19 protein-coding genes are annotated in these 18,186 nt (G+C 70.2%); 6 read left to right on the top strand and 13 right to left on the bottom strand.

Features of this window, described 5'->3' with window-relative positions; translation table 11 throughout:
- Positions 1-17: 17 nt before the first annotated feature.
- The 6 genes from B9O00_RS19745 to B9O00_RS19720 form a co-directional block, all read right to left on the bottom strand.
- A complete protein-coding gene (locus B9O00_RS19745; RefSeq protein ID WP_085124450.1) occupies positions 18-830 on the bottom strand; it encodes an ABC transporter permease in 813 nt (270 codons plus the stop codon).
- Positions 820-1,779 (bottom strand): ABC transporter permease, encoded by a 960-nt coding sequence (locus B9O00_RS19740; protein WP_085124449.1) that lies wholly within the window; start codon positions 1,777-1,779, stop codon positions 820-822. The genes B9O00_RS19745 and B9O00_RS19740 overlap by 11 nt, the downstream gene beginning before the upstream one ends.
- Positions 1,779-2,810 carry an ABC transporter ATP-binding protein gene (locus B9O00_RS19735; protein WP_085124448.1) on the bottom strand — a complete coding sequence of 344 codons (1,032 nt, stop codon included), beginning with the start codon at positions 2,808-2,810 and terminating at the stop codon, positions 1,779-1,781. The genes B9O00_RS19740 and B9O00_RS19735 overlap by 1 nt, the downstream gene beginning before the upstream one ends.
- Before the next feature lie 78 nt (positions 2,811-2,888).
- The gene (locus tag B9O00_RS19730; RefSeq protein ID WP_085124447.1) at positions 2,889-4,058 is read right to left on the bottom strand and encodes an ABC transporter substrate-binding protein; all 1,170 of its coding nucleotides are present in this window, start codon (positions 4,056-4,058) and stop codon (positions 2,889-2,891) included.
- A gap of 242 nt (positions 4,059-4,300) precedes the next feature.
- Positions 4,301-5,203, bottom strand: coding sequence for a LysR substrate-binding domain-containing protein (locus B9O00_RS19725; RefSeq protein WP_085124446.1), 903 nt, complete (start codon positions 5,201-5,203; stop codon positions 4,301-4,303).
- Positions 5,204-5,334: 131 nt separating this feature from the next.
- A complete protein-coding gene (locus tag B9O00_RS19720) occupies positions 5,335-5,568 on the bottom strand; it encodes a hypothetical protein (RefSeq protein ID WP_085124445.1) in 234 nt (77 codons plus the stop codon).
- A gap of 233 nt (positions 5,569-5,801) precedes the next feature.
- Between B9O00_RS19720 and B9O00_RS19715 the strand changes: the two genes are divergently transcribed.
- On the top strand, positions 5,802-6,413 hold the full coding sequence (locus B9O00_RS19715) for an HD domain-containing protein (RefSeq protein ID WP_085124444.1): 612 nt from the start codon (positions 5,802-5,804) through the stop codon (positions 6,411-6,413).
- A 4-nt stretch (positions 6,414-6,417) separates the two neighbouring features.
- Here B9O00_RS19715 and B9O00_RS19710 read toward each other — a convergent pair whose 3' ends face one another.
- The 5 genes from B9O00_RS19710 to B9O00_RS19690 are packed head-to-tail and all read right to left on the bottom strand — an operon-like array spanning position 6,418 to position 11,250.
- Positions 6,418-7,179: an SDR family NAD(P)-dependent oxidoreductase gene (locus B9O00_RS19710; RefSeq protein ID WP_085124442.1), complete on the bottom strand. Its 762-nt coding sequence runs from the start codon at positions 7,177-7,179 to the stop codon at positions 6,418-6,420.
- A 7-nt stretch (positions 7,180-7,186) separates the two neighbouring features.
- Positions 7,187-8,008, bottom strand: coding sequence for an ABC transporter permease (locus B9O00_RS19705; protein ID WP_085124440.1), 822 nt, complete (start codon positions 8,006-8,008; stop codon positions 7,187-7,189).
- Between the two features lie 8 nt (positions 8,009-8,016).
- Positions 8,017-8,901 carry an ABC transporter permease gene (locus B9O00_RS19700; protein ID WP_085124438.1) on the bottom strand — a complete coding sequence of 295 codons (885 nt, stop codon included), beginning with the start codon at positions 8,899-8,901 and terminating at the stop codon, positions 8,017-8,019.
- Between the two features lie 34 nt (positions 8,902-8,935).
- Positions 8,936-10,090 carry an ABC transporter substrate-binding protein gene (locus tag B9O00_RS19695; protein WP_085124437.1) on the bottom strand — a complete coding sequence of 385 codons (1,155 nt, stop codon included), beginning with the start codon at positions 10,088-10,090 and terminating at the stop codon, positions 8,936-8,938.
- A gap of 35 nt (positions 10,091-10,125) precedes the next feature.
- Complete coding sequence (locus tag B9O00_RS19690; protein ID WP_085124435.1) at positions 10,126-11,250, bottom strand: ABC transporter ATP-binding protein; 1,125 nt, start codon at positions 11,248-11,250, stop codon at positions 10,126-10,128.
- A gap of 167 nt (positions 11,251-11,417) precedes the next feature.
- On the opposite strand from B9O00_RS19690, the gene B9O00_RS19685 reads away from it, so the two are divergent.
- The gene (locus tag B9O00_RS19685; RefSeq protein WP_085124433.1) at positions 11,418-12,227 is read left to right on the top strand and encodes a helix-turn-helix transcriptional regulator; all 810 of its coding nucleotides are present in this window, start codon (positions 11,418-11,420) and stop codon (positions 12,225-12,227) included.
- 13 nt (positions 12,228-12,240) lie between these two features.
- Here the strand turns inward: B9O00_RS19685 and B9O00_RS19680 are convergent, their stop codons facing one another.
- Both B9O00_RS19680 and B9O00_RS19675 read right to left on the bottom strand, forming a co-directional pair.
- On the bottom strand, positions 12,241-12,861 hold the full coding sequence (locus B9O00_RS19680) for a transglycosylase SLT domain-containing protein (protein ID WP_218822898.1): 621 nt from the start codon (positions 12,859-12,861) through the stop codon (positions 12,241-12,243).
- Between the two features lie 468 nt (positions 12,862-13,329).
- Positions 13,330-13,941, bottom strand: coding sequence for a TetR/AcrR family transcriptional regulator (locus tag B9O00_RS19675; RefSeq protein ID WP_085124429.1), 612 nt, complete (start codon positions 13,939-13,941; stop codon positions 13,330-13,332).
- A 176-nt stretch (positions 13,942-14,117) separates the two neighbouring features.
- Here B9O00_RS19675 and B9O00_RS19670 point away from each other — a divergent pair, with 176 nt between their 5' ends.
- The 4 genes from B9O00_RS19670 (at position 14,118) to B9O00_RS19655 (ending at position 18,145) form a co-directional block, all read left to right on the top strand.
- On the top strand, positions 14,118-15,206 hold the full coding sequence (locus tag B9O00_RS19670) for an ABC transporter substrate-binding protein (RefSeq protein ID WP_085124427.1): 1,089 nt from the start codon (positions 14,118-14,120) through the stop codon (positions 15,204-15,206).
- 229 nt (positions 15,207-15,435) lie between these two features.
- Positions 15,436-16,299 carry an ABC transporter permease gene (locus tag B9O00_RS19665; RefSeq protein WP_085124499.1) on the top strand — a complete coding sequence of 288 codons (864 nt, stop codon included), beginning with the start codon at positions 15,436-15,438 and terminating at the stop codon, positions 16,297-16,299.
- Positions 16,299-17,105, top strand: a complete 807-nt coding sequence (locus B9O00_RS19660) for an ABC transporter permease (protein ID WP_085124426.1) — start codon at positions 16,299-16,301, stop codon at positions 17,103-17,105. The genes B9O00_RS19665 and B9O00_RS19660 overlap by 1 nt, the downstream gene beginning before the upstream one ends.
- A complete protein-coding gene (locus tag B9O00_RS19655; protein WP_085124425.1) occupies positions 17,102-18,145 on the top strand; it encodes an ABC transporter ATP-binding protein in 1,044 nt (347 codons plus the stop codon). Before B9O00_RS19660 ends, B9O00_RS19655 begins: the two co-directional genes overlap by 4 nt.
- The last annotated feature ends 41 nt before the right edge of the window (positions 18,146-18,186 follow it).

Raw genomic sequence — 18,186 nt, 5'->3', positions numbered from 1 at the left:
CGTTTCTCGGGGACTCGCTACTTGCCGGCGCCGCCGACCTGCTCGCCGTCGCGGGTCAGGTAGTAGGCGACCAGGATCGGCAGGAAGGTCACGGCGATGACGAAGACCGCGACCACGTTGGTCACCGGCCGCTGGCGCGGCCGCACCAGCTCGCTCAGCATCCAGATCGGCAGGGTGGTCTGCTGGCCGGCCGTGAAGGTCGTGACGATGACCTCGTCGAAGGACAGCGCGAAGGCCAGCATGCCGCCGGCGAGCAGCGCCGTGCCGAGGTTCGGCAGCAGCACGTGGCGCAGGGTCTGGAAGCCGTTGGCGCCCAGGTCCATCGAGGCCTCGATCAGGAAGGGCGAGGTCCGGCGCAGGCGCGCGACCGCGTTGTTGTAGACCACGACGACGCAGAAGGTCGCGTGGCCCAGCACGATGGTCCAGAAGGAGAAGGGAATGTCGGCCAGGCTGTAGGCCGAGCGCAGCGCGATGCCGGTGACGATGCCGGGCAGGGCGATCGGCAGGATGATGAGGAGCGAGATGGTCTCGCGCCCGAAGAAGCGGCGCCGCGCCACCGCCGCGGCGGCCAGCGTGCCGAGCAGCAGGGCGACCGCCGTCGAGACCAGGCCGATCTGCACCGAGATCGACAGCGCCGCCCAGATGTCGTCGCGCGCCCAGGCCACGGCGAACCACTTGAGGGTCAGGCCGGGCGGCGGGAACTGATAGCTCTTCTCCTCCGTGGTGAAGGCGTAGAGCAGGATCATCAGCAGCGGCAGGTGCAGGAACGCGAGGCCGCCGGCGGCGGCCAGCTTCAGGCCGAGGCCCGCCTTTGCTCCATCAGAGCGCATCGAAGGCCCCCAGCTTCCTGGCGATCGTCAGGTAGACCGCCATGACCAGGATCGGCACGACCGAGAAGGCGGCGGCCAGCGGGATGTTCCCGGCGGTGCCCTGGTGGATGTAGACGGCCTGGCCGATGAACAGCCGCGAGGTGCCGACGATCTGCGGCGTGATGTAGTCGCCCAGCGTCAGCGAGAAGGTGAAGATCGAGCCGGCGACGACCCCGGGCAGGGCGAGCGGCAGGATCACCGTGCGGAAGGCCTGGCCCGGCCGGGCGCCGAGATCGCCGGCCGCCTCGATCATCGAGGCCGGCACGCGCTCCAGCGCCGCCTGGGTCGGCAGGATCATGAAGGGCAGCCAGAGGTAGAGGAAGACCAGGAAGGTGCCCATGTAGCTGAACGACAGCGACGGCCCGCCGATCACCGGCAGGCTGAGCAGGGCGTCGAGCAGCGGCGTCAGGCCGACCCTGTCGATGCCCCAGGTCAGCGCCCCCTCCTTGGCCAGGATCAGCTTCCAGGCGTAGACCCGGACCAGATAGCTCGACCAGAGCGGCAGCATGACCGCGATGTAGAAGCCGGCCTTGACCCGGCCGCGGGCGTAGCGCGCCGCGAAGTAGGCGATCGGGAAGGCGATGCAGCCGCCGACCAGGGTGACCAGGGCCGCCATCACGACGGTGCGCAGGATGATGTCGAGGTTGGCCTGGTTGAGCAGCTCGCCGTAGGTCTTGAGCGTCAGCTGGTACTTCACCATCCCGCTGAACTCGTCGATCGAGAAGAACGACTGCAGCAGCAGCGCGAAGAGCGAGCCGAGGTAGATCACGCCGATCCACAGCAGCGGCGGGCCGAGCAGCAGCGCCAGCACCAGTCCGCCGCGCCGGTAGAGCAGGTCGGAGAGCCGGGTCCAGAAGCCCGGCTCGCGCGCGCCCGCCAGGGCCGAGGCGGCGGTCGCTCCCGGGACCATCAGGCGGCCCCCGTCATGCGGTGCATGTCCTCGGGCCGCCAGCTGACCGGCAGGGTCTCGCCGACCGTCAGGCCGCGTGCCTCGGCGGCCGGCACCAGGACCGTGAGCTCGATGGCCGGCAGCGCGACGGTCACCCGGTGCTGGCCGCCCTGGTAGAGGATCGCCTTGATGCGGCCCTCCGCCCGTATGGCTCCGTCGGCGGCCCCGTCGCCGGCCCCGTCGCCGGCCGGCCGGCCCAGGACGATCTTCTCGGGCCTCAGGCTGTAGCGGCCGGGCTCGACGCCGGCGTGGCCGAGCCCGGCGCCGTCGATCAGGTTGGAGCCGCCGACGAAGTCGGCGACGAAGGGCACCTCCGGGCGCTCGTAGATCGCCTCGGGGCTGCCGACCTGCATGACCCTGCCGTGGTCGAAGACGGCGATGCGGTCGCTCATCGACAGCGCCTCGCCCTGGTCGTGGGTGACGAAGACGAAGGTGATGCCGAGGCGCTTCTGCAGCGCCTTCAGCTCGACCTGCATCTCCTCGCGCAGCTTGAGGTCGAGGGCTCCGAGCGGCTCGTCGAGCAGCAGCACCTTTGGCCGCGTGACCAGCGAGCGGGCCAGCGCGACGCGCTGGCGCTGGCCGCCGGACAGCTCCGAGGGCCGGCGCGCGTCGAAGCCGGCCAGCTTGACCAGCGCCAGGGCCTCGCGCGCCGCCGTGTAGCGCTCGGCCTTGCCGATGCCGCGCACCATCAGGCCGTAGGCGACGTTGTCGAGCACGGTCATGTGCGGGAACAGGGCGTAGTCCTGGAACACCGTCGAGACCGGACGGCGATAGGGCGGCAGGTCCTCGCAGCGCTGCCCGAAGATCTCGACGTGGCCCGAGGTCGGGTGGTCGAAGCCGGCGATCAGCCTGAGGCAGGTCGTCTTGCCGGAGCCCGACGGCCCGAGCAGCCCGAAGAACTCGCCCTCGGCGATCTCCAGCTCGATGGCGTCGAGCGCCAGGGTCGCGCCGAAGCGGCGCGAGGTGCGGACGAGGTGGACGGCGGCGACCATGGCATCCCGGCGGTGCGAAGCGGTCGGAAGGGGGGGCGCCGGCAGGGGGACTCCTGCCGGCGGCCGGCGTCGCGCGACTCAGCGGCCGCCGAGGATCGCGATGTAGTCGGTGACCCAGCGGTAGTAGGGCACGCAGGCGCCCTGCTCGCACTTCGAGACCGGCGTGCGCCAGAAGGAGATCCTCTCGAAGTTGTCGAGCCCGTTGGTCTGGCAGCCCTCGTCGCCGAGCAGCGCGTTGCCCTTGCAGGCGTCGAGCACGACCGGCACCGAGCCGAACCAGGCCGCGAGGTCGCCCTGCAGCTTCGGCTGCAGGGAGTGCTCCATCCAGAGGTAGGCGCAGTTCGGATGGGGGGCGTCGGCGTGCATCATCGTGGTGTCGGCCCAGCCCGTGGCGCCCTCGCTCGGGATCACGCTGTCGATCGGCTGCTTCTGCGACTTCAGGAGGTTGACCTGGAACGGCCAGGACGAGGAGGCGACCACGCCCTCGTTGGTGAAGTCGTCGATCTGCACGAAGGCGTCGTGCCAGTAGCGGCCGACCAGGGCGCGCTGCTGGCGCAGCAGCTCGAGCGCCGCGTCGTACTGGTCCTGGCTCAGCGCGTAGGGATCCTTGATGCCGAGCTCCGGCTTGTGGGCCTTCAGGTAGAGCGCGGCGTCGGCGATGTAGATCGGGCCATCGAAGGCCTGGACCCGGCCCTTGTTCGACTTGCCGTCGGGCAGGGTCATCTCCTCGAACACCACCTTCCAGCTGTCGGGCGGCGTCGGGAAGGTCTTGGTGTTGTACATCAGCACGTTGGAGCCCCACTGGTAGGGCACGCCGTAGTGCACGCCGTCGAGCGTATGCCAGGGCGCGCTCTGCAGGCGCGGGTCGACCTTGCTCCAGCTCGGGATCAGGGCGGTGTTGATCGGCTGGACGCGATGGCCGGCGACCATGCGCAGCGAGGCGTCGCCCGAGGCCGTGACCAGGTCGAAGCCGCCCTCGTTCATCAGCGCGACCATCTCGTCGGAGGTGTTGGCGGTCTTGACCTCGACCTTGCAGCCGGTCTGCTTCTCGAAGTCGGTGACCCAGTCGTAGGCCGGGTCGGTCTCGCCGCGCTCAATGTAGCCGGGCCAGGCGACGATCGCGACCTGGCCCTCGGGCTTGCCGATCTCGCTCTTCATCTCGGCCCCCAGCGCCGTCGGGGCGAACGCCGGCAGCACGGTCGCGCCGGCGAGCGCCGCGGCGGCCGTCAGAACCACGAACTGCTTCATTGCTGAGCCTCCCGCTTGGCGTGAAAACGCTGTCTCCCCGTCGGGAACTATGAGCGGGCGCCCGGACAGCCACAATTCCCTTAATCAGATAGTCGATATCGGCTTTTCCGAAATTTTGGCGCGATGTTCGCCGGGGCCGCTACGCTTTGTGTCATTGATTTGATGGAGCCTGCATGCTTCGTGGTGAGCCTGTCGAACCACGAAGCGCAAAAGGCGTCTGCCACAAGCGCCATCGGCCCGCCTCACGCCGCTGCGCTCTTCTCCCCGGCGAGCTCGATGAAGGCCTGGGTCGAGGCCGAGAGGCTGGAGCCGCGGCGCCAGGCGAGGCCGACCTCGAGGGTCGGCAGCGGCTCCTCCAGGGCGACGGCCTCGATGCGATCGCCGTCCAGCGACCAGGGCCGGTAGATCAGGTCGGGCAGCACGGCGATCCCGGCGCCGGTCGCGACCAGGCTGCGCACCGCCTCTACCGAGCGGGTGCGGAACACGATCTTCGGCCGCCCGGGCCGGCCGCGCCACAGGCTGTCGTGGGCGGCGCGCACCTCGTCGGCGGCGAGCTGGATGTGGCTCTCCCCGGCGATGCGGTCGCGGCCGACCGCGGCGAGGCGCCCGAAGGCGTGGCCGCCGGGCAGCCAGACCCGGAAGCCGGAGCGCTCGATCACCGTCGAATCGAAGGCCGAGGGCTCGCCGAGGCCGGCCAGCACCGCGACGATCAGGTCGAGTTCGCCGTTGAGCAGCAGGTGCTCCAGGTACTCGCTGGTGTCCTCGATCGCCGAGACCGCGATCTCGGGATAGGCGCGGCGGTAGCGCGCCAGCAGGTCGGAGATGACGTAGCCGGCGACGATCGAGGTGACGCCGAGGTTGAGCGTGCCGCGGATCGCCTCGGCGCCGCCCGAGAACAGGGTCCGGGCGCTCTGCACCTCGGCCAGGATGCGCCGGGCGTGGCGCAGGAACTGATGGCCGCGGTGCGACAGCGCCATGCCGCGCGGGTGGCGCTCCAGCAGCCTGGCGCCGAGCTCGGCCTCCAGGTCCTGCAGCGCCTCGGTGATGGTCGACTGCGAGACCGAGAGCTGCTGCGCGGCGCCGGATATCGTGCCGCTCTCGGCGACCGCGATGAAGTACTGCAGCTGGCGGAACGAGAAGGCCATGGGCCGAGCCTAGCGATCCTCACGCCGGCCGTCGCGGCAAAGCGACGCCCGGGAGCGGGCCTGCAACCACGAGACCGGCAAGGCGGACTTCCGGTGGCACGGCGACCTGTCGCGCGCGCGGGTCCCGCGGGCTAGTGTCCGCTGCGGGCGGCGTGGAGTGGGGTCACGGTGGCGCCGGGGCCGCGCGGGCCCTGGCGTTCGTGGTCGCGGAACAGGTCCCAGGTCGCGATCAGTGACCAGCCGGTCTCTTCGCTGCCGCTGTAGGCGCTGACCGTCGCGCCGTCGGCGAGGCGCCGCCGCTGCTCCTGGACGATATGCTCCTCGGTCGTGCCGGCGGGAAAACTCTCCCGCCGCTGGTAGGTCATGGGCACCGCAATCCTCCTGGCCGTTTCCGGCGGCCGCTTCCCGTCATGCAACGGTCGGAACCCCTCCCGCCGTCGCTTCATGAAGCGGAGATTTAGGGCAGTGGCGTGAATGCCGCGTGATTTCTCCGGGCGCGCTCCGTGAGTGCCCCGGCCGGCGGCGGCACGCCGCGCCTTGAGTTCCCTGCCGCCGCCTCTATGCTCGCGCGCTTCCGCATGGGACCGACGGAGCCGCCATGGCACAGGCCGCCGCCCGGGCCTGGCAGCGCATGCTGTCGGGACGCCGGCTCGATCTGCTCAATCCCTCGCCGCTCGACATCGAGATCGAGGACATCGCCCACGGCCTGTCGCGGGTCGCCCGCTGGAACGGCCAGACCAGCGGCGCCTGCGCCTTCAGCGTCGCCGAGCACTGCCTGCTGGTCGAGCGCCTGGCGGGCCTGATCATGCCGGGCTGGCCGCCGCGCTGGCGGCTGGCGGCGCTGCTCCACGATGCCCCGGAATACGTCGTCGGCGACCTGATCTCGCCCTTCAAGGCGGCGGTCGGCATCGACTACAAGGCCTTCGAGCTGCGCCTGCTCTCGGCGATCCACATCCGCTTCGGCCTGCCCGGAGAGCTGCCGGCCGGCGTGACCGAGGCGATCAAGCGCGCCGACATCGCCTCGGCCTACCTGGAGGCGACCCAGCTCGCCGGCTTCGCCGAGGCCGAGGCGCGCACCTACTTCGGCAAGCCGCGCGGCGCCGTCGCGAAGACGATCCTGGCGATCCGCCTGGCGCCGGCGCCGGCGGCCGAGGCCAAGCAGGCCTACCTGGCGCGCTTCCGCGCCCTGGCCGGCCCCGGGACCGCCTGACCGTTCAGCCCAGGCACTCGCCGCCGTCGATCACCAGGGCCTGGCCGGTCATGAAGGAGGAGCGGTCGGAGGCCAGGAACAGCACGGCCTCGGCGATCTCCTCGACCGTCGCCCAGCGGCCCATCGGGATCTTCTCGCTGACGTAGCGCTCCAGGGCCTCGCGGCCGCCCATCTGGCGCATGAAGGGCTCGTTGAAGGGCGTGTCGACCCAGCCGGGGCAGAGGGCGTTGATCCGTACCTTGTGGCGCGCGTAGTCGAGCGCCGCCTGCCGGGCCATGGCGACGACGGCGTGCTTGGTCGTCGCGTAGGCGATCATCTCGCGGTCGTAGAGCACGCCGGAGTTCGAGGAGGTGATCACGATCGAGCCGCCGCCCTGGCGCTTCATCTGGCGCACGGCGAGGCGCGCCGCCATGAAGTGAGCGCGCACGTTGAGCCGCCAGGAGGCGTCCATGCCGGCCGGCTCGACCTGCTCCAGCGTGCCCTCGACCTGGATGCCGGCGTGGGAGTGCAGGATGTCCAGGCGGCCGTGGGCGCGCACCGCCGAGCTGATCAAGCAGGCCAGGGCCTCGTCGTCGGTGACGTCGCAGGTGACGGCCCGCGCGCTGCCGCCCGCGGCGCGGATGCGCCGGGCGGTCTCTTCCGCCGCCGCGCCGTCGCGGTCGGAGGCGACGACCACGGCCCCCTCGCGCGCCAGGATCTCGGCGCTGCCGCGGCCGATGCCGGAGCCCGCGCCGGTGACGACGGCGACACGACCCTCCAGGATCATGGATTTCCTATCCTTTGCCGGCGACGGCCCGGTCCCGCGAGCGCAGCAGGAACTGCGCGGTGATCAGCAGGGTCAGCGACACGATCAGCACGACCGTGCCGATGGCGTTGATCTCCGGCGTGATGCCGCGGCGGATCGAGGAGAAGATGTAGATCGGCAGGGTGTTGTTCGGCCCGGCCACGAAGAAGGCGATGATGAAGTCCTCGAAGCTGAAGGTGAAGCTGAGCAGGAAGCCGGCCAGGATCGCCGGCGTGAGCAGCGGCAGCACGACCTGGCGGAAGGTGCCGAGCGGCGTCGCATAGAGGTCCTCGGAGGCCTCGATCAGGCTGCGGTCCAGGCCGGCGAGGCGGGCGCGCACGATCAGCGTGACCACGGCCAGGTTGAACAGCACGTGGGCGCCGACCACCGTCGCCCGGCCCATGGCGAGCTGCGGCCCGTCCGGGCCGAAGAGGTGCGCCAGCAGGGGGTTGAGCGCGCCGAACAGCGTCACGAAGGCGATCAGCGTGGCGATGCCGATGACCACGCCCGGCACCATGATGGCGACGTAGATCAGCCCGTCGAACAGGCGGCGCGGCCAGCCGCGGGTGCGCTCCAGGCCGATCGCGGTCAGCGTGCCGATGACGGTCGAGAGCGCCGCGGTCCAGAGCCCGACCTCCAGGCTGGTCGCCAGCGCCTGCATGGCGAAGCGGTTGGCGAAGGCCCGGCCGTACCACTGGAAGGAGAAGCCCTGCCAGTCCATGGCGTAGCGCCCGGAATTGAAGCTGAAGAAGACGATCAGCACGATCGGCAGGTAGAGGAAGACGTAGATGGCCAGGGCGTACCAGCGCATGGGGCCGCTCACATGAAGGCGTTCGGGCGCTGGCCGCGCTTGCCGAGCACGAAGCGCATGTAGGTCACGATGCTGGCCAGCATGATCGCGATCAGCGCGATCGAGACGGCGGCGCCGTAGGGCCAGTTGCGCGACTGCAGGAACAGGTCGACCAGGGCGTTGCCGATGAAGAAGACCTTCCCGCCGCCGAGCAGCGCCGGGATGATGAACTCGCCCATCAGCAGGATGAAGACCAGCAGCGAGCCGGTCGCGACGCCCTCCAGGGACATCGGCAGGGTGACCTGCAGGAAGGTCCGCCAGGGCCGGGCGCCGAGGTCCGAGGAGGCCTCGAGCAGCCGCTTGTCGAGCTTCTCCAGGCTGACGTAGATCGGGAAGATCATCAGCGGCAGGTAGCCGTAGACCATGCCGACCAGCACCGCGAAGCGGGTGTTGACCAGCAGCAGGTCCTCGATGCCGACCAGCGACAGCAGGGCCGGGATGCCCTTGGAGCCCAGGATCAGCAGCCAGGCATAGATGCGCAGCAGCTGGCTGGCCCAGAAGGGCACGATGACCAGCACCAGCAGCAGGGTGCGGATCCTGGGACTCGCCCTGACCGCCAGGAAGTAGGCGAGGGGGTAGGCGACCAGGGCGCAGAGCAGCGTGCCGAGCGGCGCCAGGGTCAGGGTGTTGAGGAAGGCCTGCCCGCGCGCCGCCAGGTTCAGGTAGTTGTCGAAGCTGAAGGCCGGCAGGTAGCCGCCGGCGGGCGCGCGCTCGCCGAAGCTGTAGACGATGACGACGGCGAGCGGCAGGAGCAGCAGCAGCAGGAAGAAGGCCGAGGCCGGGGCCAGCAGCAGGGCGGTCGTCGCCCTGCCGCCGCCGCGGCCCTCGTCCCTGGTTCCGGCTGCCGCCGTCATGCCCCTGCCGTCCCTTGCCGGTCGAGCTTGCCGCTCAGGCCGACTTGAAGCGCGCCATCAGCTCGGCGCGGTTCGGGTCGGTCAGGGTCGCCGCGGCGCCGAACTCGAGGTTGGTCAGCAGCTCCTGGGCCGGATAGAGGATCGGGTCGTCCAGGACCTTCGCCGGCAGCAGCTTGTTGGTCCGGGCGTCGGTGCTCGGATAGCCGTGGGCCAGCACCTCGCGGGCGTTGACCTCCGGGGTCAGGATGTAGTCGATGAAGGCGTAGGCTGCGGCCTTGTGCGGCGCCGACTTCGGGATCGCGTAGAAGTCGGTCCAGATCTCGCCGCCCTCCCGGCCGATGACGTAGGCCATCTCCGGCATGTCGCGGTGCAGCTGCTCGCCGTCGCCGGTCCAGCAGACCGACATCCAGGCGTCGCCGGCGCGCATCGCCGGCTGGTAGTCCGAGTTGATCGCGAAGAGGTGCGGCTTGGCGTCGAGCAGCAGCTTCTCGGCGTCGGCCAGCTCCTTCGGGTCGATCGAGTTGAAGGAGTAGCCGAAGTACTTGAGGGCGTTGCCGATCGTCGTCAGCTGGTAGTCGTGGACCATGACCCGCCCCGAGAGGTCGTCGCGGGTGCGGTCCCAGAACTGCTTCCAGCTCGTCATCTCGCCCTTCACCTTGGCGGTGTTGACGACGTAGCCGGTGGTGCCCCAGTCCTTCGGCACGGCGTAGACCGTGCCGTCGATCGTGCCCGGCTTGACGAAGCGCTGGTCCTGGCTGGAAGGGTCGTAGTTCGGCAGGCGCTTGAGGTCGAGCGGGTCGATCAGGTCGAGCTTCTTGTAGGTCGAGATCGTGTAGTTGGTCGGCACGAAGACGTCCCAGCCGGTGCCGCCGGCCTGGAGCTTGGCCAGCATCTCCTCGTTCGAGCCGAACACCGAGACGTTGATCGCGACGCCGGTCTGCTTGGTGAAGGCCTCGAGGTTGGCCGGGTCGAAGTAGTTCGGCCAGGTCGTGAAGTTGAGCGTGTCGCCGAGGTCGGCGGCCAGCGCGCGGCGCGGCTTCAGGCCCGGCACGGCCTGGGCCATCACCGCGGTCGCGAGGCCGAGGCCGGTCACTCCGAGGAAATGGCGGCGGGTCACGGAGCCGCGGCGCCAGCGCATGAGCTCGTCGATGAACTTCTGACGGCTGATCGTCGGATCGTTCCTGGACATCTGAAATCGCCTCCTCTGCTAGAAGCCTGTCCCTGTCACCGTTCCTCCAGGACCAGGGCCGCGGCGCGGCTCCAGGCGGCCTGGAGGCTCTCGCCCGTCTCGAAGGGGCGTTCGTTGAGCTCGCTCTGGCGCGGCACCAGGGCGAGGAACTCGCCCAGCGTCTCGCTGGCCAGCAGGTATTCGGTGTGCTCGCCGAGGAAGATGCGGTTGAGCACCCTGGCCCCGACGGTCAGCGCGGCGTCGGGCGGCAGGCCCTCGGCGGCGCGCGCCAGGATCATCTGCTCGGGCCGGACCGCCAGGCTGACGGCGGCGCCGGCGGCGGGCGCCGGGGCGGGGCAGGCGGCCGCCAGCAGGGCGCCGGAGGCGAGGCGGATCTCCAGGCTGTCGTCGGCGACCCGCTCGACCCGGCCCTCGAAGAAGTTGGATTTGCCGACGAAGTCGGCGACGTAGCGGTCGGCCGGCCGGTCGTAGAGCGCGCGCGGGCTGCCGATCTGGACGATCCGGCCCTCGCGCATGATGACCACCCGGTCGCTCATCGACAGCGCCTCCTCCTGGTCGTGGGTGACCAGCACGAAGGTGATGCCGAGGCGGCGCTGCAGGTTCTGCAGCTCGATCTGCATGTCGCGGCGCAGCTTGCGGTCGAGGGCGGCCAGCGGCTCGTCGAGCAGCAGCACCTTGGGCTCGTTGATCAGCGCGCGGGCGAGGGCGACGCGCTGCTGCTGGCCGCCGGACATCTCCCAGCTGCGGCGCTTCTCGAAGCCGCCGAGCCGGACCAGCTCCAGGGTCTCGGCGACGCGCCGGCGGACCTCGGCGCGCGGCGGCCTGGGCGTGCGCTGCAGCAGGCCGTAGGCGACGTTGCCGGCGACGTCGAGGTGCGGGAACAGGGCGTAGTGCTGGAAGACCATGTTGACCGGCCGCCGGTAGGCCGGCACGCCGTTGACGACGCGGCCCTCCAGGTGGACCTCGCCCGCGCTCGGCTGCTCGAAGCCGGCGATCATCCGGAGGGTCGTGGTCTTGCCGCAGCCCGAGGGACCGAGGAACGACAGGAACTCGCCGGCGCGCACCTCGAAGTCGAGGTCGCGGGCGGCGACCACCTCGCCGAAGCGCTTGGTCACGTCCCGGAACTGGACGACCGGGACCGAAGCCCCCCCTGATGGCATCCGGACTACCCTTCCAAACGCGGCGTTTCCCGGTACAGGGCCCTTCTGACGGATAGCCCTTGAATGACCCTAAGCTTAGGCGACAGTGGATTTTCCTGTATATACACCGCGATGGATACTCCATTTGGGATAGACTTGGGCCCGCCGCGATCGACCGGGGGCCGGGCATGAGCCTCGCGGCCTGGAACCAGGGGCTCGCCGGGGCCGTTTCGGCGATCGGCTCGCCGCAGTTCCCGGCGGAGCTGGTCGCGGCCCTGAAGCGTCTCGCCGTCTTCGACTACTCGGTGATGTTCGCCTACTGCGGCGACGTCCGGCCGATCGACCTCTACGACAACTTCCCGGCCGGCAAGCGGCGGGTCTTCGTCGACCTCTACCAGGAGGGGCCCTACCTCCTGGATCCCTTCTACCTGGCCTGCGCGCGCAAGGTCGCGCCGGCGCTCTACCGGCTGCGCGACCTGGCGCCGGACCGCTTCTATCAGAGCGAATACTTCCGCTCCTACTACGTCCAGACCGGCCTGTCCGAGGAGATCGGCTTCTTCCTGGCGCTGCCGGGCGAGGTCAGGGCGGTGGTCTCACTGATGCGCGCCGACGCGACGCCGGCCTTCAGCGCCCGCGAGTTCGCGACGCTGCAGGAGGCCTGGCCGGTGGTCGCGGCGGCGGCCGGCCAGCACTGGCGCGACCTGCACCGCCACTTCTCGGTCGAGGACCCGGGCGACGGCCCCTCGACCATCCAGCGCACGATCGACTACGCCTTCCGCACCTTCGGCCGCTCGGTCCTGACGGCGCGCGAGCGCGACGTCGTCGAGTACGTGCTGAAGGGCCACTCCTCCGAGGCGATCGGCAAGATCCTCGGCATCTCGCCCGGCACCGTGCGGATCCACCGCAAGAACATCTACGCCAAGCTCGGCATCAACTCCCAGGGCGAGCTCTTCTCGCAGTTCATCCGGGCGCTCAGCAGCGGCGCCGGGGGCGGGTAGGGGCGGCGGCCGCTCAGTTCAGCCGGCCGCGCGCCGCCTGCAGCTCGGCGAGCTGGGCGCGGTAGGCCTCGTTGCGGGCCTCGCGCCACAGCACCATCACCTTGGCGCGGTAGCTGTTGGCGTAGACCGGTGTCGCCGAGTGGTAGCGGGCGACGGCGCGGATCCAGGAATTGGTCTCGTCGCGCAGGTCCATCAGGTACTTGGCGGCATAGGCGACGTTGAAGGCCGGGTCGAAGGCCTGATCGATGTTGTCGAAGGCGTCGCCGTGGAAGTGCAGGTTGATCTGCATGCAGCCGACGTCGATGTTGGTCACGCCGCGCGCCTTCAGGCGCTTGACCTCGGCGATGGCCGCGGCACGGCTCGGCAGATATCGCCCGCGGCCCTCGGCCATGACCGTCCAGGGCCAGGCAAGAGTTGCCGAGCGCTGCTCGTTGTAGCGGCCCGATTCGGCCAGCGAGATCGCGGTCAGCAGCTTCGGCGGCAGCGAGAGAATCGATTCGGCGGCCTCGATGTGGCGGGCGCAGATGTCCCAGTTATCCACGGAGTCGGCGGCCGCCGCCGGGGCGGCGGGGGGCAGCAGCAGCGCGATGGCGAGGCAGGCGGACAGCAATGCGGGAAACGCGGAACGGAACACGGGTGACGGCCTCCTGGTCGGTACCTGCCCCCTCCGACGCAAGTGCCGTGCCAGCCGTGGCGGCCGGTTTAGTCGCAGTTTAGTGCGGTTTCGCGCGGCTCGGGCCCGGCGCGGCGGTTCTCCCGCAAGCGCGATGCTGCAGTGCGGCAGAGATTGCCGGGCCCGCCTCGGAGCCGACCTTCGGATCCGGCCCTAACCATATGGATCTGCTGGCGATGCATTTTCCCTTTGCCAAACCGCTCGTCAGGGATCATATTTTGCAGTGCGGCATGAATGGCACTGTCCGCTGCTGTTCTGCCGTACGTCTCTAAGGGCGTTTCCTCCCTAAACTTGGGCCGTGCCTCGCGCACGGCCCTTTTTTTTCGGCGAGCGGCGAGCGGTGGGCGGCGCTGCGCGCAGCGGCGCGCGGGTCGGCGGCCGAAGGAAAGCGAAGCGAAGCTGGCCTCGGCCGCGGGCCAGCCGCCGGCCTCAGGCGATCAGCCGGCAGAGCGCGGCGTGCTGGGCCCGCAGGCCGGCCTTCAGCTCGGCCAGCTCCTGGCCCTCCTCCTTCACGTACTCGGTGAACAGCTGGTTGGTGTTGTTGAAGATCATCTTGCCGAAGGCGATGGTGTCCAGGTCGGCACGCACCGCGCCGCGCTGCTGCAGCGAATCGAGCAGGCGGCGGACCTGGTCGGCGAGGCGCGCGTCCAGCTCGGTGTAGCGCCGGGCCAGCACGGCGTCGGGCTGGGCGATGGCCGCGGCCATGGCATGGCGCCAGTTGTCCTTGGAGAGATAGACCAGGGCGTGGTCCAGGTAGGTGTCGATCAGGGCGTTGATCGCGCTCTCGGCCGTTTCGGGCGGGTGCTGGACCAGCGGCTCGCCCGCGGCGAGGACCTCGTGGACCTCCATCGCGACCACGGCGATCAGCAGCTCGCCCTTGTGGCGGTAGTAGTTGTAGACCGTGCCGGCCGACAGCTCGGCGGTCGCCGCGATCTCCTCGATCCGGGTCTTCTCGAAGCCGGCCTCGCGGAAATGCGCCGCCGCCGCCCGCACCAGCCGGCGCTGCCGCTCGGCCTTCTGCTTCTCCCTGAGACCGCTCACGCCCGCTCCTCCATAAACTGAATTGACTTCAAATTTTTTGTCATTCTAAAGTTTGAAGTCGCTTCGATTATTGACGAGGCGCGAGGGCTCCGCAAGAGAGCGCCCGGCGGCCGGGTGCCGCCGGCAGAAACACTGGCGGGACGAGGCTTTGCGAAGCTGACAGCAGGGAGAGAACCATGTCGAGTAAGGTGCGATCGGAATCCCCCACCGGCCTGCGGCCGGCCCTGGCCGCGGCGGCGCTCGCCGTCTTGGCGCTGCGGCCGGGCCCGGCGGCGGCGACCGAGGAGCTCAACGCCCTGGTCTGGTGCGACCACACCGACCCGGCGCTGATCGAGCCCTTCGAGAAGGCCCACGACGTCAAGGTCAACCTCAAGGAGTACGAGGGCACCGGCACCGCGCTGGCCCTGGTCGACCAGTCGCAGCCCGGCGACTGGGACGTCTTCGTGGTCGACGGGGTCGACGTGCCGCGGGTCGTCGAGGCCGGGCTGCTGGCGCCGCTGCCCGACGACCAGCTGCCGCTCGACGACGTCTTCCCGCAGGTCCGCATGGACGACGTCACGGTGCACGACGGCAAGCGCTACGCGGTCATGGAGAAGTTCGGCTACAACGTCGTCGGCTACAACAAGGCCAAGGTCGACCCGGCCGACATGCGCGACCTGACGACGCTCTGGGGCGACAGGTACAAGGGCCGGATCGCGGTCTACGACTACTACATCCCGCTGATGGACCTGGTCGCGCTCGAGCTCGGCATGAAGCCGGACGAGATCTCGGAGAAGACCCTGCCGAAGATCCGCGAGGCGCTGTTCAAGCTGAAGGACAACGCCGCCATGGTCGGCGAGGTCGTGTCCTCGACCACCGCGCTGGCGACCGGCGAGGCCGACATCCTGCTCGGCGGCGGCGAGTGGGCCGTCGCGGTCATGGAGGCCGACAACCCCGACCTGACCTGGGTGCTGCCCAAGCAGGGCGGCATCCTCTGGGCGCAGTCGATCGGCGTCTTCCAGAGCTCGAAGAAGCAGCAGCTCGCCCTGGCGTTCGTGAAGTACATCATGAGCCCCGAGGGCCAGGCGCGCCTCGCCACCTCCTCCTGCTTCTGGGGCATGCCGGCGAACCGCAAGGCCGGCGCGGTGCTGAGCGACGCCCAGAAGGCGACCCTGCGCTGGGACGAGCAGCCGGACTTCCTGGCCCGCTCCTACCGCTACTTCATCCCGGACGCAGCACTCGACGCCAAGATGCTCGACGTCTGGACCGAGTTCCTGCAGCACTGAGGGGGCGGGGGCGTGGAGGTGGTCCTCCTTTCCCCGTCATCCCGGGGGCCAGGCGAGCCCGAAGGCCCGCAAGGGCCTTCGGCTTGCGAGCCTTGCAGCCCGGGATCCAGGGCCGTACCGCTCCGGCTCGTCGCCCCTGGATCCCGGACAGCTCGCTTCGCCGGCGGCAGCAGAGCTGCCGGGCAGAGCGGCTTCCGGGATGACGACGGAGGAGGGGAGCCGGCTGGTCATGCCTGACGCCCCCCGCACCCTCTGCGGGCGCCTGCGCGGCTGGGGCTTCGTGCTGCCGGGCCTCGTCTGGACGCTCGCCTTCTTCCTGCTGCCGCTCGCCGTCATGGCGCTCTACAGCCTGTGGCAGCGCCTCGGCATGCGCCTCGTCACCGAGCTCAGCCTGGCCAACTACCGGGCCTTCCTGGCCAAGTCCTTCTTCCTGGAGAGCCTGCTCAACTCGATCGAGGTGACGGTCACCGTCACGCTGCTCTCGATCCTCTTCGCCTACCCGCTGGCCTGGATCCTGGCCGAGAAGGTGCCGCCGCGCTGGCAGCGGATCGGCCTGGCGCTGGCCGTCCTGCCCTTCTGGACCTCCTACGTCGTGCGCTCCTACTCCTGGCTGCTGGTGCTCTCGGAGGGCGGCCTGCTGTCGACGGCGCTGCAGGACCTGGGCCTCGTCGACGGGCCGGTCTCGCTGGCCAACAGCCGGGCCGGCACGGTGATCGGTTTCGTCCACTTCTTCGTCATGCTGCTGACCCTGACGATCTACGCCAACCTGTCGCAGCTGCCGCGCAACTACCGCCGGGCGGCCCAGGACCTGGGCGCCGGCCCGGTCCGGACCTTCCTGCACGTGATCCTGCCGCTGACCCTGCCGGGCATCATGGTCGGTGCCTTCCTGACCTTCGTGCTCTGCATCGGCGACTACATCACGCCGCAGATCCTCGGCGGTAACAGGGAGCTGCTGCTGCCCCAGACGATCATGCTGCAGATCGCCCGGCGCTCGGACTTTCCGATGGCCTCGGCCCTGGCCATGGTCCTCATGGCCCTGGTCACCCTGGTCTATCTCGCCTGCGCGCGCTGGCTGAAGCTGGAGCGGGTGTGATGCCGAGGGCCTTGCGGAGCGCCTTGCCGAGCCCGGGCAGCCTGGCCGCCGGCGCCTACGCGGCGCTGCTCTACGGCTTCATCCTCCTGCCGGTGCTGGTCCTGGTGCTCTTCTCCTTCCAGGACTCGCGGCTGCCGGTGCCGCCCTTCGACGGCCCCTCGCTGCGCTGGTACGGCGCGGTCTTCGACGACCCGCGGGTGATGGCCGCGCTCGGCCACTCGCTGCTGGTCGCGCTCGGCGCCTCGGCGGTCTCGCTGCTGCTCGGCTTTCTCGCGGCCTACGGCCTGGCGCGCCACCGCCTGCCCGGCGCCCGGGGCCTGCAGCTGCTGCTGACCGCGCCGCTGACCGTCAGCTACCTGATCATCGCCATGGGCCTGCTGATCACCTTCAACAGCCTCGGCGTGCCGCGCTCGCTCTGGACCGTCGGCATCGGCCACGTGGTGATCAACCTGCCGCTCTGCTTCGCCATCCTGTACAGCCAGATGGGCGGCCACCAGGCGCAGATCGAGCGCGCCGCCCGCGACCTCGGCGCCGCCGAGCACCAGGTCCTGCTGCTGGTCACCGTGCCGCTGCTCTGGCCGGCGCTCTTCGCCTGCTTCTTCCTGTCCTTCACCTTCAGCTGGGACGAGTTCCTGATCGCCTTCCTGACCAGCCGCTTCGACGTCACCCTGCCGGTCGAGATCTGGTCGATGCTGCGCAGCGGCCTGAACCCGAAGACCAACGCCGTCGGCAGCTTCGTCTTCCTGATCTCGGTCGCCCTGGTCCTGCTGCTCGAGCTCGTCGTCTTCGGAAGGAAGCGCAGATGACCCTGCCGGTCCCGCCCGCCGTGGAGTTCCGCGCGGTCACCATGCGCTTCGGCGCGGTCACCGCGGTCGAGTCGGTCTCGCTCCCGGTCGAGCCCGGCGCCTACCTGGTGCTGCTCGGCCCCTCCGGCGGCGGCAAGACGACGCTGCTCAACCTGCTCGGCGGCTTCCTGACGCCGAGCGCCGGCCAGGTGCTGATCGAGGGTAGGGAGGTCACCGCCCTGCCGCCGGCGCGCCGCCCGACTACGACGGTCTTCCAGGACTACGCGCTCTTCCCGCACATGACGATCGAGGCCAACGTCGGCTTCGGCCTCAGGATGCGCCGCGTCGGTGGCGCGGAGCGGGCGCGGCGGGTGACCGCGGCGCTCGAGCTGGTCGGCCTCGCCGACACGGCGCGGCGCAAGCCCCACGAGCTCTCGGGCGGCCAGCGCCAGCGCATCGCGCTGGCCCGTGCCCTGGTCGTCGAGCCCAGCGTGCTGCTGCTCGACGAGCCGCTCGGCGCCCTCGACCTCGGCCTGCGGCGCCAGATGCAGGAGGAGCTGAAGGCGATCCAGCGCCGGGTCGGCACGACCTTCGTGCACGTCACCCACGACCAGGAGGAGGCGATGGCGATCGCCGACGAGATCGTCGTGATGAACCGGGGCCGGATCGAGGACCGCGGCACGCCCGAGCGCGTCTACCTCAGGCCCCGCACCCGCTTCTCCGCCCGCTTCATGGGCGAGAACAACATCCTGGAGGCGCGTGCCGCGGACGCCGGCGTCGAGACCGCCCTCGGCCGCTTCCCGGTCGCGGCGGCGGCGGGCACGCTCGCGCTGTCGCTGCGCCCCGAGCACCTGCATCTGGAACCGGGCGCGGGCCGCCTGGCGGCCGGCGCGGCCACCCTGGAGGAGGCCAGCTTCTTCGGCACCCACCACCAGGGCGTCGCGCGCCACGAGAGCGGCCTCGCCCTGCGCCTGCGCCTGCCGCAGCAGGCCGCGCCGAGGCCGGGCGAGCGCCTCTCGCTGTTCCTCGATCCGGCCGACCTGGTGCCGCTGGCGGAATAAGGGGGCAGTCGTACGAGGGCCACGCCCAATTCGCTTCATCT

The sequence above is a fragment of the Tistlia consotensis USBA 355 genome, from assembly GCF_900177295.1.
GTDB lineage: Bacteria > Pseudomonadota > Alphaproteobacteria > Kiloniellales > DSM-21159 > Tistlia > Tistlia consotensis.
This window is presented reverse-complemented; position numbering and strand designations above follow the sequence as displayed.

Bases quoted from the DNA above. Each gene is read 5' to 3' on its own strand.
- B9O00_RS19745 (WP_085124450.1), bottom strand. From the start codon at position 830: ATGCGCTCTGATGGAGCAAAGGCGGGCCTCGGCCTGAAGCTGGCCGCC.
- B9O00_RS19740 (WP_085124449.1), bottom strand. From the start codon at position 1,779: ATGGTCCCGGGAGCGACCGCCGCCTCGGCCCTGGCGGGCGCGCGCGAG.
- B9O00_RS19735 (WP_085124448.1), bottom strand. From the start codon at position 2,810: ATGGTCGCCGCCGTCCACCTCGTCCGCACCTCGCGCCGCTTCGGCGCG.
- B9O00_RS19730 (WP_085124447.1), bottom strand. From the start codon at position 4,058: ATGAAGCAGTTCGTGGTTCTGACGGCCGCCGCGGCGCTCGCCGGCGCG.
- B9O00_RS19725 (WP_085124446.1), bottom strand. From the start codon at position 5,203: ATGGCCTTCTCGTTCCGCCAGCTGCAGTACTTCATCGCGGTCGCCGAG.
- B9O00_RS19720 (WP_085124445.1), bottom strand. From the start codon at position 5,568: ATGACCTACCAGCGGCGGGAGAGTTTTCCCGCCGGCACGACCGAGGAG.
- B9O00_RS19715 (WP_085124444.1), top strand. From the start codon at position 5,802: ATGGCACAGGCCGCCGCCCGGGCCTGGCAGCGCATGCTGTCGGGACGC.
- B9O00_RS19710 (WP_085124442.1), bottom strand. From the start codon at position 7,179: ATGATCCTGGAGGGTCGTGTCGCCGTCGTCACCGGCGCGGGCTCCGGC.
- B9O00_RS19705 (WP_085124440.1), bottom strand. From the start codon at position 8,008: ATGCGCTGGTACGCCCTGGCCATCTACGTCTTCCTCTACCTGCCGATC.
- B9O00_RS19700 (WP_085124438.1), bottom strand. From the start codon at position 8,901: ATGACGGCGGCAGCCGGAACCAGGGACGAGGGCCGCGGCGGCGGCAGG.
- B9O00_RS19695 (WP_085124437.1), bottom strand. From the start codon at position 10,090: ATGTCCAGGAACGATCCGACGATCAGCCGTCAGAAGTTCATCGACGAG.
- B9O00_RS19690 (WP_085124435.1), bottom strand. From the start codon at position 11,250: ATGCCATCAGGGGGGGCTTCGGTCCCGGTCGTCCAGTTCCGGGACGTG.
- B9O00_RS19685 (WP_085124433.1), top strand. From the start codon at position 11,418: ATGAGCCTCGCGGCCTGGAACCAGGGGCTCGCCGGGGCCGTTTCGGCG.
- B9O00_RS19670 (WP_085124427.1), top strand. From the start codon at position 14,118: ATGTCGAGTAAGGTGCGATCGGAATCCCCCACCGGCCTGCGGCCGGCC.
- B9O00_RS19665 (WP_085124499.1), top strand. From the start codon at position 15,436: ATGCCTGACGCCCCCCGCACCCTCTGCGGGCGCCTGCGCGGCTGGGGC.
- B9O00_RS19660 (WP_085124426.1), top strand. From the start codon at position 16,299: ATGCCGAGGGCCTTGCGGAGCGCCTTGCCGAGCCCGGGCAGCCTGGCC.
- B9O00_RS19655 (WP_085124425.1), top strand. From the start codon at position 17,102: ATGACCCTGCCGGTCCCGCCCGCCGTGGAGTTCCGCGCGGTCACCATG.